We start from the raw sequence: 15,740 nt of genomic DNA on the forward strand, positions 1-15,740 counted from the left end.
AAAAGCTGCGCTTTGCGATCCGCGAAGGTGGCCGTACCGTCGGCGCCGGCATCGTTGCCTCGATCATCGAGTAATCGTTGGTCCGGGGCAGCGATCCGAAAGCTGCCGACGCTGATAAAGATTGCAAAGTCGCGCGCGCGCTTTGCAGGCGGCGTCGGTATCGTTGCTTCGATCATCGAGTAATCAGACAAGGTGAGGGGACTTGATGTCCTCACCATGGTCAATTGAAAAACCGGGTGGCCTGAAACGGTCGCCCGGTTTTTTCGTTTGAAGGCGAATATCCTAGGCCGCTTGGATGATTGGAGTCGCACGATTGTTCGAATTGAGCGCTCTGCCACTACCTTGAAGCGCCTTTGGCAATATTCAATTGACAGTATCCGAAGCTCATCCTACGCGAAGGCGCGGCCAGTGAGGATGATGGGGAAGCGTATGTCGGATTTGACTGTGGTTTTGACGAGTTGTCGTCGGCATGACTTGCTCGTGAAGACCCTCGATAGCTTTTTTGCTTCGAACGACTATCCGCTTCATGAATTCATCGTCATTGAAGATTCGGACCAGGTTGAGGTCGAGCAAATAGCCGCTCGTTATCCAGGGCAGCCTCTCAGGTTTATTGTGAACGGCAATAACATCGGCCAGCACCGATCGATTGATAAAGCCTATGCTTTCGTGACGACACCTTACATTCTCCATCTTGAAGACGATTGGGAGTTTCCCAAGCGCGGCGTGGTACGGCAAGCGCTGGATGTTCTGAAAGCGGATGGTGACCTGCTTCTCGTTTCCCTCAGGTCCGAAAAGGAGATGCCTGCGAATATTCGACGCCTGCCAATTTTCGAACAACCGGCTGCCCATCGAAAAGTCGGTCCACTGGCTCATCACGTTTGGTTCAGCTTCACTTTCAATCCTACGGTGAAGCGATTGTCTGACTACAAGCTTCTGCCGGGCGGCTATTCGGCGTTCAATAGCGAGTCGGCGCTCAGCCTTTACTACAAAGATCAGGGCCGAATCATGGGCTGGCTGGTCGACGCTCGCGTTGATCATCTCGGTTGGGAGCGCAGTAACTATACGCCTGTCGAGCGGAAAAGCGTTGTCACCCTTGTGGGAAAAGTGAATCGATTGTTTTCAATGCGTACTCTGCGGAAATGGAAAAATTCGATCATTCGTCGAGTCGACCATTTGCGACGCAAACAGCGGCTTAAGTAACCCCAATCAGGGTACTTGAGCCTTGGACGACCGCGTCTAAGGCCTCCACTGCACAACGGGATCAACACGGCGCACCCATGATGTGTCCTCCACCAATTATCGCATGAGAAAACCGGAATTTGTGAGGAAAATCACAAACCCACTTGCCAAGTCCAGTCAGTCGTCTTAAAGGAGCCCCATGCTTTTCAAGGGCAACCTTGAAGAACGGGAATAGGGGTATAGCTCAGTTGGTAGAGCGGCGGTCTCCAAAACCGCAGGTCGGGGGTTCGAGCCCCTCTGCCCCTGCCACTCCCTTCATCGGCGCGCAATCATTCAGCAGGCGGATCGGGAGTTTCGTTACAAAGGCATTAATCGGATGCTGTTTTTCCACTTGTCAGATGGAAAGATGGTGTTTATGTAGGGTTCAAACAGACACGCGGTGCGTGGGGCTGAATAGTATCAGCTTTACGCGCCGTAATTGCGTGGGCAGACATGGCATCTAAAACAAATCCATTTACGTTTCTCCAGCAGGTGCGGGCTGAAACGGCAAAGGTTACATGGCCGTCGCGTCGTGAGACGATGATCTCCACGGCAATGGTCCTTGTCATGGTCATATTTGCTGCCCTGTTCTTTTTTGCGGCAGACCAATTGATTGGTTGGCTTATTGGCCTCGTGCTGTCTATCGGCGCTTGATTGAGTGGAGATGAAGATGGCGGCACGTTGGTACATCGTCCACGCTTATTCGAATTTTGAGAAGAAGGTTGCGGAATCGATCGAGGAGAAGGCTCGCCAGAAGGGGCTTGAGCATCTTTTCGAAAAGATCCTGGTGCCGACAGAGAAGGTCGTTGAGGTTCGTCGCGGTCGCAAGGTCGATAGCGAGCGGAAGTTCTTTCCGGGTTATGTGCTTGTCCGCGCCAACCTGACGGACGAAGCTTATCACCTGATCAAAAACACTCCGAAGGTGACGGGTTTCCTCGGATCGGATAATAAGCCGGTTCCGATTCCGGACCATGAAGCGGACCGTATCCTCGGTCAGGTACAGGAAGGTGTTGAGCGGCCTAAGTCGTCCATCTCCTACGAGATTGGTGAACAGGTTCGTGTTTCTGATGGTCCGTTCGCCTCGTTCAACGGTATCGTTCAGGACGTCGACGAAGAGCGGTCGCGCCTCAAGGTGGAAGTTTCCATCTTCGGTCGCGCAACGCCCGTCGAGTTGGAATACGGTCAGGTCGAAAAGGTCTGATCGAGAAGGGGAGGTTCTCCCCATGCGCGTGGGAGGAGGCGCCTTAGCCGGGCGACAAGTTCCTGACCACGCAACCGCAGCCGCCAGCATTTGCATGTTGGCATTGAGGGCCGGGTAACCGGTCCAATTGGAAAGGCAGAGAAATGGCTAAGAAAGTAGCAGGCCAGCTCAAGCTCCAGGTCAAGGCAGGATCGGCAAACCCGTCTCCGCCAATCGGCCCGGCTCTTGGTCAGCGCGGCATCAACATCATGGAGTTCTGCAAGGCATTCAATGCCGCTACGCAGGAAATGGAAAAGGGTATGCCGATCCCGGTCGTCATTACCTATTACCAGGACAAGTCCTTCACCTTCGCTATGAAGCAGCCGCCGGTTACGTACTGGCTGAAGAAGGAAGCAAAGATCCAGTCCGGCTCCAAGACACCTGGTAAGGGTGCCAAGGCCGGTACTATCACAAAGGCTCAGGTCCGCGCGATCGCTGAAGCCAAGATGAAGGATCTCAACGCGGCTGACGTTGAAGGCGCAATGCTGATGGTTGAGGGCTCTGCCCGCTCCATGGGCCTGGAAGTGGTGGCTTGATCATGGCTAAGGTAGCAAAGCGTATTCAGAAGGTTCGCGAAGGTATCGATCCTACCAAGTTGATCGCCCTCACCGACGCAATCTCTCTCGTCAAGGACCGTGCAACCGCAAAGTTCGACGAGACAATCGAAATTGCCATGAACCTTGGTGTTGACCCACGTCACGCCGACCAGATGGTTCGCGGTGTTGTCAACCTGCCGAACGGCACGGGTCGCGACGTTCGCGTTGCGGTTTTCGCTCGTGGCGCGAAGGCTGATGAAGCCAAGGCAGCAGGTGCGGACGTTGTTGGCGCCGAAGATCTCGTCGAGATCGTTCAGGGCGGCAAGATCGATTTCGATCGCTGCATTGCAACGCCGGACATGATGCCGCTCGTTGGCCGTCTCGGTAAGGTTCTCGGCCCGCGTGGCATGATGCCGAACCCGAAGGTCGGTACGGTAACCATGGACGTCGCAGGCGCAGTCAAGGCCTCCAAGGGTGGCGCAGTCGAGTTCCGCGTTGAGAAGGCTGGTATCATCCACGCCGGTATCGGCAAGGCTTCCTTCGACGCCAAGGCGCTGGAAGAAAACATCAAGGCGTTCGCTGATGCTGTCGTCAAGGCAAAGCCGGCTGGCGCCAAGGGCAACTACGTCAAGCGCGTTGCACTGTCCTCGACCATGGGTCCTGGCGTGCGCGTGGAGCCTTCGACGGTTCTCGCTTGATTTTAAGGTGGTCGGCTTGTTGCTGGCCGTCGCAAAGAATTTTCGGGCCTTCGGGCCCGGAAAATCCGGGGAAACCCGGAATTCCTGTCCGAGATTGCGGGTGGTTTCGACCTTAATCGTTTGACCTGCATGAGACGGGTAAGATCTGGATTATCGACAGGCGCGCGTGATGCGCCCCTGAGGGTTCCGGTTCGAACCTGATGTGCCTTGTGCCGTAGCCATATCGGTTACGTGCGGGGGGACAGGATCCTCGAGCGCTGCTCGGGATCTTGCAATAAGGTCCCAAGTGGCAAAGGCAACCCGGCAGGTCCCGATCCTTTGATCGGTCCTGTCAACTGGAGACAGACAGTGGAAAGAGCGGAAAAACGCGAATTCGTCACGGAGCTGAACGAAGTCTTCAAGGCTTCTGGTTCGGTTGTCGTGGCCCACTATGCTGGTGTTACAGTTGCGCAAATGAACGACTTCCGTTCGAAGATGCGCGCAGCTGGCGGCACCGTCAAAGTCGCGAAGAACCGTCTGGCCAAGATCGCTCTTCAGGGCACGGAGTCCGAAGGGATGGTAGATCTCTTCAAGGGCCAGACGCTGATCGCATACAGCGCCGACCCGATTACGGCTCCGAAGGTCGTCATGGATTTCGCCAAGACCAACGACAAGCTCGTCGTTCTCGGTGGCGCCATGGGCTCGACCACGCTTAACGCGGAAGGCGTCAAGTCGCTTGCGACCCTGCCTTCGCTGGACGAACTGCGTGCAAAGCTGCTGGGTATGATTCAGACCCCGGCTACTCGCATTGCAGGTGTTGTTCAGGCACCGGCAGCACAGCTTGCCCGCGTTTTTGCGGCCTACGCAAAGAAGGACGAAGCCGCTTGAGGCGGTTTTTCGCTGTAACAAACAAACCAGTTCGAACCGAACACAAAAGGACTTAAGAAAATGGCTGATCTCGCTAAGATCGTTGAAGACCTCTCCGCTCTGACCGTTCTGGAAGCTGCTGAGCTTTCCAAGCTGCTGGAAGAGAAGTGGGGCGTTTCCGCAGCTGCTCCTGTAGCTGTTGCTGCTGCTGGCGGCGCTGCTGCTCCGGCTGCTGTTGAAGAAGAAAAGACTGAATTCGACGTAATCCTGGTTGACGCTGGCGCCAACAAGATCAACGTCATCAAGGAAGTTCGCGGCATCACCGGCCTCGGCCTCAAGGAAGCCAAGGACCTCGTCGAAGGCGCTCCGAAGGCTGTCAAGGAAGCCGTCTCCAAGGGCGAAGCTGCTGACATCAAGAAGAAGCTCGAAGACGCTGGCGCCAAGGTTGACGTCAAGTAATTTCGAAAATTCGGTAAGAGAGGGCGTTTTCGCCCTCTCTTATTGGCGTTTTCTGTGGACCTGATTACCCAAAAGCCGGTGAAACGGCTTTTGGGTAATGGGTTCTTCAAGAGGATGGTTTCCCTTCGCGGCGTACGGCAATCCGGCTGGCGGTTCGATAGGCGAAACGAGTTTGATCCACCCATTGATCTGACGGGGTCGACTGGCCAGCGAGACCCGTCCGTTGCAGGCCCGGATGCATATTTTTTGAAGGAGCGACGATGGCTCAGACCCTTTCGTTCAACGGTCGCAGGCGCGTACGCAAGTTTTTCGGAAAGATCCCCGAAGTCACTGAGATGCCCAACCTCATCGAGGTCCAGAAGGCATCCTACGATCAGTTCCTGATGGTCGAAGAGCCAGCAGGTGGGCGCCCCGATGAGGGGCTTAACGCCGTTTTCAAGTCCGTGTTCCCGATCACGGACTTTTCTGGCGCTTCAATGCTGGAGTTCGTCTCCTACGAATTCGAACCGCCGAAGTTCGACGTGGAAGAATGCCGTCAGCGCGACCTGACCTATGCCGCGCCGCTGAAGGTGACTCTGCGCCTGATCGTGTTTGATATTGATGAGGATACAGGCTCCAAGTCGATCAAGGATATCAAGGAACAGTCCGTCTATATGGGCGACATGCCCTTGATGACAGATAACGGTACGTTCATCGTGAACGGTACCGAGCGCGTCATCGTGTCCCAGATGCACCGTTCGCCAGGCGTGTTCTTTGACCACGACAAGGGCAAGAGCCACTCGTCCGGCAAGCTGCTGTTTGCCGCTCGTGTGATTCCTTACCGCGGTTCCTGGCTGGACATCGAGTTCGATGCCAAGGATATCGTCTATGCGCGTATCGACCGTCGTCGCAAGCTCCCGGTGACCTCGCTCTTGATGGCGCTTGGCATGGACGGCGAAGACATTCTGTCGACCTTCTACACCAAGTCTTCCTATCAGCGCGATGGTGACGGCTGGCGCATCCCGTTCCAGCCTGAGACGTTGAAGGGTGCCAAGACCCTCTCAGACCTTATCGACGCCGATACGGGCGAAGTTGTCGTCGAATCTGGCAAGAAGCTGACGCCGCGTTTGCTTCGTCAGTTGACGGACAAGGGTCTCAAGGCTCTCAAGGCTTCGAACGACGATCTCTATGGCAACTTCCTCGCTGAAGATATCGTCAACTACGAGACCGGTGAAATCTATCTCGAGGCCGGTGATGAGCTGGACGAGAAGAGCCTTGCGCTGATCTTGGATTCCGGCTTCGACGAAATCCCGGTCCTCGGCATCGACCATATCAATGTCGGCGCCTACATCCGCAACACGCTCTCGGCTGACAAGAACGAAAACCGCCAGGACGCGCTGTTCGACATCTATCGCGTCATGCGCCCGGGTGAACCACCGACCATGGAGTCGGCGGAAGCCATGTTCAATTCGCTCTTCTTTGATGCGGAGCGTTACGATCTGTCGGCCGTTGGTCGCGTCAAGATGAACATGCGTCTGGATCTGGATTGCCCGGATACCGTCCGCACGCTTCGGAAGGAAGACATCCTGGCCGTCGTCAAGATGCTTGTCGAACTGCGTGACGGCAAGGGCGAGATTGACGACATTGACAACCTCGGTAACCGTCGTGTTCGCTCGGTCGGCGAGTTGATGGAAAATCAGTATCGTCTCGGCTTGCTGCGCATGGAACGTGCGATCAAGGAGCGCATGTCGTCGATCGAGATCGATACGGTCATGCCGCAGGATCTGATCAACGCGAAGCCTGCCGCCGCCGCCGTTCGCGAATTCTTCGGTTCCTCGCAGCTGTCGCAGTTCATGGACCAGGTAAACCCGCTTTCGGAAATCACCCACAAGCGTCGTCTCTCGGCTCTTGGTCCAGGTGGTCTTACACGTGAACGTGCGGGCTTCGAGGTTCGCGACGTTCATCCGACGCACTATGGCCGTATCTGCCCGATCGAAACGCCGGAAGGCCCGAACATCGGTCTGATCAACTCGCTCGCAACCTTTGCTCGCGTCAACAAGTACGGCTTCATTGAAAGCCCGTACCGCAGGATTGTCGATGGCAAGGTGACGAACGACGTTATCTATCTGTCGGCAATGGAAGAAGCGAAGTACTACGTCGCTCAGGCCAATGCGACACTGACGTCGGACGGTGCTTTCGCGGACGAGTTCGTTGTCTGCCGTCACTCCGGCGAAGTTATGCTTGCCCCGCGCGACAACATCAACCTGATGGACGTTTCGCCGAAGCAGCTGGTTTCGGTCGCAGCGGCTCTCATTCCGTTCCTTGAAAACGACGACGCCAACCGCGCTCTCATGGGCTCGAACATGCAGCGTCAGGCCGTGCCGTTGGTACGAGCTGAAGCGCCGTTTGTCGGAACCGGTATGGAACCTGTCGTTGCACGCGACTCCGGTGCTGCCATCGCGGCCCGCCGTGGTGGTGTGGTAGATCAGGTCGACGCAACGCGTATCGTTATTCGTGCGACGGAAGATCTGGATGCTGGCAAGTCAGGTGTTGATATCTATCGCCTCCAGAAGTTCCAGCGCTCCAACCAGAACACCTGCGTCAATCAGCGTCCGCTGGTAACGGTCGGCGATGTGATTTCTCGCGGTGATATTATCGCCGATGGTCCGTCGACGGATCTTGGCGATCTGGCGCTGGGTCGTAACGCGCTCGTCGCGTTCATGCCCTGGAACGGCTATAACTACGAAGACTCGATCCTGATGTCTGAACGCATCGTCTCCGACGATGTATTCACATCGATCCATATCGAAGAATTCGAAGTCATGGCACGTGACACGAAGCTCGGACCGGAAGAAATCACGCGTGACATTCCGAACGTCTCGGAAGAAGCGCTGAAGAACCTCGACGAAGCTGGTATCGTTTACATCGGTGCGGAAGTTCAGCCTGGCGATATTCTCGTCGGCAAGATCACGCCGAAGGGCGAAAGCCCGATGACACCGGAAGAAAAGCTTCTTCGCGCCATTTTCGGTGAAAAGGCTTCCGACGTTCGCGATACTTCGATGCGCATGCCGCCTGGTACCTTCGGTACCGTCGTTGAAGTTCGAGTTTTCAACCGCCACGGCGTTGAAAAGGATGAACGTGCGATGGCGATCGAGCGTGAGGAAATCGAACGCCTCGCGAAGGACCGTGATGACGAGCAGGCGATCCTTGATCGTAACGTCTATGGTCGTTTGATCGACATGCTTCGTGGACAGCTGTCCGTCGCCGGTCCGAAGGGCTTCAAGAAGGGCGTCGAGCTTTCCAACGCGATCGTTTCGGAATATCCGCGTTCGCAGTGGTGGATGTTTGCGGTTGAGGACGAAAAGGTCCAGGCCGAGATTGAAGCTCTGCGTGGTCAGTACGACGAATCCAAGTCTCGCCTCGAACAGCGTTTCATGGATAAGGTCGAAAAGGTCCAGCGCGGCGACGAAATGCCTCCGGGCGTCATGAAGATGGTCAAGGTCTTCGTGGCCGTGAAGCGCAAGATCCAGCCAGGCGATAAGATGGCCGGCCGTCACGGAAACAAGGGTGTTGTATCCCGCATCGTTCCGGTTGAAGACATGCCGTTCCTGGAAGATGGCACGCATGTTGACATCTGCTTGAACCCGCTCGGCGTCCCGTCGCGCATGAACGTTGGTCAGATCCTGGAAACGCATCTGGCCTGGGCTTGCGCGGGCATGGGTAAAAAGATCGGCGAGATGCTCGAAGAGTATCGCAAGACGATGGATATTACTGAGCTGCGCAACGAGTTGACGGAGATCTATGCGAGTGAGTCGCATGACGAAGTCGCTCGTTTCGACGACGACTCGCTCGTCAAGCTCGCTGAAGAAGCCAAACGTGGTGTTTCCATCGCCACGCCGGTTTTCGACGGTGCGCACGAGCCTGATGTTGCTGCGATGCTGAAGAAGGCGGGTCTCCATGAGTCGGGTCAGTCCGTTCTTTATGACGGACGTACCGGTGAGCCTTTCGACCGCAAGGTGACTGTCGGATACATGTATATGATCAAGTTGAACCACTTGGTCGACGACAAGATCCATGCTCGCTCGATTGGCCCTTACTCACTCGTCACCCAGCAGCCGCTTGGTGGTAAGGCTCAGTTCGGTGGTCAGCGCTTCGGGGAAATGGAAGTCTGGGCTCTCGAAGCATACGGCGCTGCCTACACCCTGCAGGAAATGCTGACCGTCAAGTCTGACGACGTTGCCGGTCGTACCAAGGTTTACGAAGCGATTGTCCGTGGTGACGACACCTTCGAAGCCGGTATTCCGGAAAGCTTCAACGTTCTCGTCAAGGAAATGCGTTCGCTCGGTCTGTCAGTGGAGCTTGAAAACTCCAAACTCGACGCGGCGGATGGTTCCGGTCAGCTTCCTGACGCGGCTGAATAATTAAAAACGAGGCGCGCGCCGCTTGCGCGCGCCATCCTCTGCCTGCCGAGACGGTAGGAGAGGAAAATCGCCGCATTTTGCGGCTATGACCGTTTTTGGCGATGTGTGGCCGCCCCGGGTTCTATTGGTTGCACAAATCGCATATTGAGGGCTTAGGCCCCATAAGGAGATAGGCATGAACCAAGAGGTCATGAATCTTTTCAATCCGCAGGTTCCTGCGCAGCATTTCGACTCGATCCGTATCTCGATCGCGTCGCCCGAGAAGATTCTCTCCTGGTCCTACGGCGAAATCAAAAAGCCGGAGACCATCAACTATCGTACGTTCAAGCCGGAGCGCGACGGCCTGTTCTGCGCGCGCATCTTTGGTCCGATCAAGGACTATGAATGCCTTTGCGGTAAGTACAAGCGCATGAAGTATAAGGGTATCATCTGCGAAAAGTGCGGCGTCGAAGTGACGTTGTCGCGCGTTCGCCGCGAACGCATGGGGCATATCGAGCTCGCCGCGCCTGTTGCTCATATCTGGTTCCTCAAGTCTCTGCCTTCTCGTATCTCGACGTTGCTGGACATGACGCTGAAAGATGTCGAACGCGTTCTCTACTTCGAGAACTACATCGTTACTGAGCCAGGCCTGACGGCGCTCAAGGAAAACCAGCTTCTTTCTGAAGAAGAATATATGCTGGCGATCGACGAGTATGGCGAAGATCAGTTCACCGCCATGATTGGCGCTGAGGCGATCTACGAGATGCTCGCATCGATGAACCTCGAGAAGCTGGCCGGTGATTTGCGTTCGGATCTTGCAGACACGACGTCCGATCTGAAGCAGAAGAAGCTCATGAAGCGCCTCAAGATTGTTGAGAACTTCATCGAGTCTGGCAATCGTCCTGAATGGATGATCATGAAGGTCGTTCCCGTCATCCCGCCGGACCTGCGTCCGCTGGTGCCGTTGGATGGCGGTCGTTTTGCGACGTCTGACCTGAACGATCTCTATCGCCGCGTCATCAACCGTAATAACCGTCTGAAGCGCTTGATCGAGCTGCGCGCACCGGGCATCATTATCCGCAACGAAAAGCGCATGCTGCAGGAATCTGTGGACGCGCTGTTCGACAACGGCCGTCGTGGTCGCGTCATCACCGGTGCCAATAAGCGCCCGCTGAAGTCGCTGTCGGACATGCTGAAGGGTAAACAGGGCCGCTTCCGCCAAAACTTGCTCGGCAAGCGCGTCGACTACTCCGGCCGTTCTGTTATCGTGACAGGTCCGGAGCTGAAGCTGCACCAGTGCGGTCTTCCAAAGAAGATGGCGCTCGAGCTGTTCAAGCCGTTCATTTACGCCCGTCTTGACGCGAAGGGTTACTCTTCAACGGTCAAGCAGGCCAAGAAGCTGGTTGAAAAGGAAAAGCCGGAAGTCTGGGATATCCTCGACGAGGTCATTCGCGAGCATCCTGTTCTCCTGAACCGCGCACCGACGCTTCACCGTCTTGGTATCCAGGCTTTCGAACCGATCCTGGTCGAGGGCAAGGCTATCCAGCTGCATCCGCTCGTCTGCACCGCCTTCAATGCCGACTTCGACGGTGACCAGATGGCTGTTCACGTACCGCTTTCGCTGGAAGCCCAGCTTGAAGCGCGCGTGCTCATGATGTCGACGAACAACATTCTGCATCCGGCAAACGGTGCGCCGATTATTGTTCCGTCGCAGGACATGGTTCTCGGTCTATACTATCTGTCGATCCAGAACCAGAAAGAGCCGGGCGAGGGTATGGCCTTCTCCGATATGGGCGAACTGCACCATGCGCTGGAAAACAAGGTTGTAACCCTGCATGCCAAAATCCTGGGTCGGTTCAAGACCGTGGATGCGGATGGCAATCCGGTCTCGAAGATCTATGAAACCACACCCGGTCGCATGATCATTGGCGAACTTCTTCCGAAGAACGTCAATGTTCCTTTCGACATATGCAATCAGGAAATGACCAAGAAGAACATCTCCAAGATGATCGATACGGTCTATCGCCATTGCGGTCAGAAGGACACGGTCATTTTCTGCGATCGTATCATGCAGCTCGGCTTTACCCATGCTTGCCGCGCCGGTATTTCGTTCGGCAAGGACGACATGATCATCCCGGAAACGAAGGCGAAGATCGTCGGCGATACCGAGACCTTGGTGAAGGAATACGAGCAGCAGTACAACGACGGTCTGATCACCCAGGGTGAGAAGTACAACAAGGTCGTTGATGCCTGGGGCAAGGCAACCGAGAAGGTTGCTGAAGACATGATGGCACGCATCAAGGCGGTGGAATTCGACCCTGAAACCGGTCGTCAGAAGCCAATGAATGCGATCTACATGATGTCGCACTCCGGTGCTCGTGGCTCTCCGAACCAGATGCGTCAGCTTGGCGGGATGCGTGGTCTGATGGCGAAGCCTTCTGGCGAAATCATCGAAACCCCGATCATCTCGAACTTCAAGGAAGGCCTGACCGTTAACGAGTACTTCAATTCGACTCACGGTGCCCGTAAGGGTCTGGCAGATACGGCACTTAAGACCGCGAACTCCGGTTATCTGACCCGTCGTCTCGTCGACGTGGCACAGGACTGCATTGTCAATCTAGTTGACTGCGGAACCGACAAGGGTCTTACGATGACGGCAATCGTCGATGCCGGTCAGGTTGTTGCGTCTCTGGGTGCACGCATCCTGGGCCGTACGGCGCTTGACGATATCGATAACCCGGTCACTGGTGAAAATCTGGTCAAGGCTGGCCAGATGATCCTGGAGCCTGACGTCATCGAAATCGAAAAGGCTGGTATCCAGTCCGTCCGTATCCGTTCTGCTCTGACCTGCGAAGTCCAGACAGGTGTGTGCTCGGTCTGCTACGGTCGAGATCTGGCACGTGGTACACCGGTCAACATGGGTGAGGCCGTCGGCGTTATCGCTGCTCAGTCCATCGGTGAGCCAGGCACGCAGCTAACCATGCGTACGTTCCACCTTGGTGGTACGGCTAACGTGGTCGACCAGTCGTTCCTGGAAGCGTCTTACGAAGGTACGATCCAGATCAAGAACCGCAATGCTTTGCGTAACTCGGATGGCAACCTCGTTGCCATGGGCCGCAACATGGCAGTCACGATTCTGGACGAGCGTGGCGTGGAGCGGTCATCGCAGCGCGTTGCTTACGGATCGAAGCTGTTCGTTGATGACGGCGACAAGGTGAAGCGCGGTCAGCGTCTGGCTGAGTGGGATCCGTACACACGTCCGATGCTGACGGAAGTATCCGGTACCATCCAGTTCGAGGATGTCGTTGACTCGATCTCCGTTTCGGAATCGACGGACGAATCCACCGGTATCACGAAGCGTCAGGTTATTGATTGGCGTTCGACCCCTCGCGGTACAGACCTCAAGCCTGCAATCGTCCTCAAGGACGCGAGTGGCAATATCCAGAAGCTGCCGCGCGGTGGTGACGCGCGCTACATGCTTTCGGTTGATGCCATTCTTTCGGTAGAGCCGGGCCAGAAGGTAAGCCAGGGCGATGTTCTCGCCCGCGTACCGATGGAAAGCGCAAAGACGAAGGACATCACCGGTGGTCTGCCGCGTGTGGCCGAACTGTTCGAAGCGCGTCGTCCGAAGGATCACGCCATCATCGCTGAGATTGATGGTACAATCCGCCTCGGTCGCGACTACAAGAACAAGCGTCGCGTTATGATCGAACCTGCTGAGGACGGTGTGGAGCCGGTCGAATATCTGATCCCGAAGGGCAAGCCTTTCCACTTGCAGGACGGCGATTACATCGAGAAGGGCGACTACATCCTCGACGGCAATCCTGCGCCGCACGACATTCTGGCGATCAAGGGCGTGGAAGCTTTGGCTTCTTACCTCGTGAACGAAATCCAGGAAGTCTATCGTCTGCAGGGCGTTGTCATCAACGACAAGCACATCGAAGTTATCGTTCGCCAGATGCTTCAGAAGGTTGAGATCACAGATTCTGGTGACAGCCAGTACATCGTCGGCGACAACGTTGATCGCATCGAGCTTGATGAGGTTAACGAGCGTCTGGCGGAAGAGGGCAAGAAGCCAGCTTACGGCGATCCGGTTCTGCTGGGTATCACAAAGGCATCGCTTCAGACGCCGTCCTTCATCTCCGCGGCATCCTTCCAGGAAACCACAAAGGTTCTCACGGAAGCTGCCATCGCGGGCAAGATGGACACGCTGCAGGGCCTCAAGGAAAACGTTATCGTTGGTCGCCTGATCCCGGCTGGTACCGGCGGCACGATGACGCAGATCCGCCGGATCGCTACTTCGCGTGACGAGATGATCCTTGATGAGCGTCGTAAGAGCACCGGCGCGGGTGTGGCAACACCGATGCTGCAGGAACTGTCTGACGAAAACCTGCCGGCTGGTGAGTAAGCAGGTTCGAGTGTCGGCGAGCAGCGCCGACACTCACTGCCACCGCATATGTCTAGTATCAAAGTACAAAAGGCGCCCGGATATTCCAGGCGCCTTTTTATCATGACCGTGATTGCGACATCAGTCGAAGCGAATAATCGACACTTCGCCTTCCAGCGCACCCTGATAGGCAGAGGCGTGTGGTTCCTCGATCGGCTCTTCGGTGATGATGCCGATTTGATCGAGATCGGCCTCCATAAATCCTTCCTCGGAGAGAGCGTTCAGGGCTTCCCGTACTGCTGTATCATCGTCGGGAGCTCGAAGCAGGATGTGAAGTTCAATTCCCTCACTTTCCTTTGCCTCGTATCCCTTGCCCACAATGATGAAGACCATTGGCTTATCGGACTTGTTGTCGTTATCTGGTTCCGTGATCATGTGGCAAACCTCCAGCACGGTTGCATTGAGTGAGTCGTCTTCGCATTACAGCTAAGAGTGGCTGATTACCACGGCCATTTGTATGTATATTGTAACCGTGACGTGCCCCCGTTAAATCAGGCCATTTTGAACTGGAATTTTCCACTTATGATCCCTGATGGGAAGAAGAGGAGAATTCGATGAAGGCCTCGAAGTTTTCGGAAGCGGAGATCGCGTTTGTTTTGAAGCAGGCGGAGGATGGGACGCCGATCGGTCAGGTGTGCCGCAAAGCCGGCATTTCGGACGCGACGTTTTACAACTGGCGCAAAAAATACGCTGGCCTGATGCCTTCAGAGATGAAGCGACTACGCCAGCTTGAGGAGGAGAACGCCAAGCTGAAGCGGATTGTGGCGGACCTTTCCCTGGACAAGGCGATGCTGCAGGATGTGCTGTCAAAAAAGCTCTGAGGCCTGCCCGCAAGCGCAAGCTTGTCGACACGATAAAGGCAGACTGGAAGATTTCGATCCGGCGTGCATGTTCGGTGTTGAAAGTCGACCGGTCGCTTTATGTCTACAAGTCCAGGCGCGGTGAGCAGGCCGAACTGAAGCTGAAGATCAAGGACATCTGTCAAACGCGAGTACGCTACGGCTATCGTCGCGTTCATATCCTGATCAAACGTGAAGGATGGGCGGTCAATCCAAAGCGAATCTATCGCCTTTACAAGGAGATGGACCTTCAACTCCGCAACAAGGTTCCCAAGCGCCGGGTCAAGGCGAAGCTGCGGGCCGACCGTACGGAGCCAACGCACTCCAACCATGTCTGGGCCATGGATTTCGTTCATGACCAAGTGGCTACCGGCCGCAAGATCAGGGTTCTGACGGTCGTCGATACCTTCTCCCGCTTCTCGCCGGCGGTCGATGCACGCTTCAATTACAAAGGTGAGGATGTGGTTCAGACGCTTGAGCGGGTGCGCCGGCAGGTCGGGTATCCAACGTCGATCCTCGTCGATAATGGCAGTGAATTCGTCTCGCGAGATCTTGATCTCTGGGCCTATCACAAGGGCATCGTGCTCGACTTCTCGCGACCTGGTAAGCCGACCGACAACAGCTACATAGAGAGTTTTAACGGCAAGTTCCGCGCCGAATGCCTGAACGCCCATTGGTTCATGAGCCTTGACGACGCACGGGCAAAGATGGAGGATTGGCGTAGAGACTACAATGAATTCCGGCCACACAGCGCGATCGGCAACAAGGTGCCGATTTTGCTCATGAACGGCTCATCGGCACCCCGCCGACCCGAGCCTTAACCCCGGAAAATTCCAGCTCCCAATGGACCAAAATCGGGGAGCACTTCACGCTTTTCTAGCTCTGTGAGTAGATTTAGCAGTCTCTTGGGATCCATGAAGACGTCTCGCGTTGTTCGCGCAGTTTCTTGCACCGAGGTGCCTTGCACAACTTGCGGCGCAATTTATCCACAACACAAACAACCGCATCAGCTAGGTCGTGGTGATGATTTAAGGATTGGGATTCCCAAAAGAGCGCAAATCGGATTCAAAGCTGATTT

12 protein-coding genes and 1 tRNA gene are annotated in these 15,740 nt (G+C 55.6%); 12 read left to right on the forward strand and 1 reads right to left on the reverse strand.

Annotated elements, in window-relative coordinates; genetic code table 11:
- The 11 genes from MUU53_RS21675 to rpoC all read left to right on the forward strand — a co-directional run.
- A partial coding sequence (locus tag MUU53_RS21675) for an EF-Tu C-terminal domain-related protein (RefSeq protein WP_140021467.1) occupies window positions 1–74 on the forward strand: 74 nt, incomplete at its 5' end.
- Between the two features lie 355 nt (window positions 75–429).
- Complete coding sequence (locus MUU53_RS21680) at window positions 430–1,200, forward strand: glycosyltransferase family 2 protein (RefSeq protein ID WP_247262729.1); 771 nt, start codon at window positions 430–432, stop codon at window positions 1,198–1,200.
- A 212-nt stretch (window positions 1,201–1,412) separates the two neighbouring features.
- A tRNA-Trp gene (locus MUU53_RS21685) sits at window positions 1,413–1,488 on the forward strand.
- 183 nt (window positions 1,489–1,671) lie between these two features.
- On the forward strand, window positions 1,672–1,872 hold the full coding sequence (secE, locus tag MUU53_RS21690; protein WP_062553863.1) for a preprotein translocase subunit SecE: 201 nt from the start codon (window positions 1,672–1,674) through the stop codon (window positions 1,870–1,872).
- A gap of 16 nt (window positions 1,873–1,888) precedes the next feature.
- On the forward strand, window positions 1,889–2,419 hold the full coding sequence (gene nusG / locus MUU53_RS21695; RefSeq protein WP_062553864.1) for a transcription termination/antitermination protein NusG: 531 nt from the start codon (window positions 1,889–1,891) through the stop codon (window positions 2,417–2,419).
- Window positions 2,420–2,562: 143 nt separating this feature from the next.
- A complete protein-coding gene (gene rplK / locus MUU53_RS21700) occupies window positions 2,563–2,994 on the forward strand; it encodes a 50S ribosomal protein L11 (RefSeq protein WP_062553865.1) in 432 nt (143 codons plus the stop codon).
- Window positions 2,995–2,996: 2 nt separating this feature from the next.
- Entirely contained in the window at window positions 2,997–3,692 is a 696-nt protein-coding gene (gene rplA, locus MUU53_RS21705; protein WP_165136226.1) for a 50S ribosomal protein L1, read from the forward strand.
- 348 nt (window positions 3,693–4,040) lie between these two features.
- The gene (rplJ, locus tag MUU53_RS21710) at window positions 4,041–4,559 is read left to right on the forward strand and encodes a 50S ribosomal protein L10 (protein ID WP_062553867.1); all 519 of its coding nucleotides are present in this window, start codon (window positions 4,041–4,043) and stop codon (window positions 4,557–4,559) included.
- A 60-nt stretch (window positions 4,560–4,619) separates the two neighbouring features.
- Window positions 4,620–4,997: a 50S ribosomal protein L7/L12 gene (rplL, locus tag MUU53_RS21715; protein WP_062553868.1), complete on the forward strand. Its 378-nt coding sequence runs from the start codon at window positions 4,620–4,622 to the stop codon at window positions 4,995–4,997.
- Between the two features lie 260 nt (window positions 4,998–5,257).
- On the forward strand, window positions 5,258–9,397 hold the full coding sequence (gene rpoB / locus MUU53_RS21720; RefSeq protein WP_247262730.1) for a DNA-directed RNA polymerase subunit beta: 4,140 nt from the start codon (window positions 5,258–5,260) through the stop codon (window positions 9,395–9,397).
- Between the two features lie 175 nt (window positions 9,398–9,572).
- Window positions 9,573–13,784: a DNA-directed RNA polymerase subunit beta' gene (rpoC, locus tag MUU53_RS21725; protein ID WP_247262731.1), complete on the forward strand. Its 4,212-nt coding sequence runs from the start codon at window positions 9,573–9,575 to the stop codon at window positions 13,782–13,784.
- A gap of 120 nt (window positions 13,785–13,904) precedes the next feature.
- Here rpoC and MUU53_RS21730 read toward each other — a convergent pair whose 3' ends face one another.
- Window positions 13,905–14,198: a transcriptional regulator gene (locus MUU53_RS21730; RefSeq protein ID WP_247262732.1), complete on the reverse strand. Its 294-nt coding sequence runs from the start codon at window positions 14,196–14,198 to the stop codon at window positions 13,905–13,907.
- A gap of 179 nt (window positions 14,199–14,377) precedes the next feature.
- Here MUU53_RS21730 and MUU53_RS21735 point away from each other — a divergent pair.
- A protein-coding gene (locus tag MUU53_RS21735) for an IS3 family transposase (protein WP_247262733.1) occupies window positions 14,378–15,483 on the forward strand; the annotation gives its coding sequence in 2 pieces (ribosomal slippage) (window positions 14,378–14,630 and window positions 14,630–15,483; 1,107 coding nt in all).
- Window positions 15,484–15,740: the final 257 nt, after the last annotated feature.

Origin of the sequence: Affinirhizobium lemnae (assembly GCF_022968395.1) — a bacterium.
Classification (GTDB): domain Bacteria; phylum Pseudomonadota; class Alphaproteobacteria; order Rhizobiales; family Rhizobiaceae; genus Neorhizobium; species Neorhizobium lemnae.

Coding starts and splice junctions, on each gene's coding strand:
- MUU53_RS21680 (WP_247262729.1), top strand. CDS start 430: ATGTCGGATTTGACTGTGGTTTTGACGAGTTGTCGTCGGCATGACTTG.
- secE (WP_062553863.1), top strand. CDS start 1,672: ATGGCATCTAAAACAAATCCATTTACGTTTCTCCAGCAGGTGCGGGCT.
- nusG (WP_062553864.1), top strand. CDS start 1,889: ATGGCGGCACGTTGGTACATCGTCCACGCTTATTCGAATTTTGAGAAG.
- rplK (WP_062553865.1), top strand. CDS start 2,563: ATGGCTAAGAAAGTAGCAGGCCAGCTCAAGCTCCAGGTCAAGGCAGGA.
- rplA (WP_165136226.1), top strand. CDS start 2,997: ATGGCTAAGGTAGCAAAGCGTATTCAGAAGGTTCGCGAAGGTATCGAT.
- rplL (WP_062553868.1), top strand. CDS start 4,620: ATGGCTGATCTCGCTAAGATCGTTGAAGACCTCTCCGCTCTGACCGTT.
- rpoB (WP_247262730.1), top strand. CDS start 5,258: ATGGCTCAGACCCTTTCGTTCAACGGTCGCAGGCGCGTACGCAAGTTT.
- rpoC (WP_247262731.1), top strand. CDS start 9,573: ATGAACCAAGAGGTCATGAATCTTTTCAATCCGCAGGTTCCTGCGCAG.
- MUU53_RS21730 (WP_247262732.1), bottom strand. CDS start 14,198: ATGATCACGGAACCAGATAACGACAACAAGTCCGATAAGCCAATGGTC.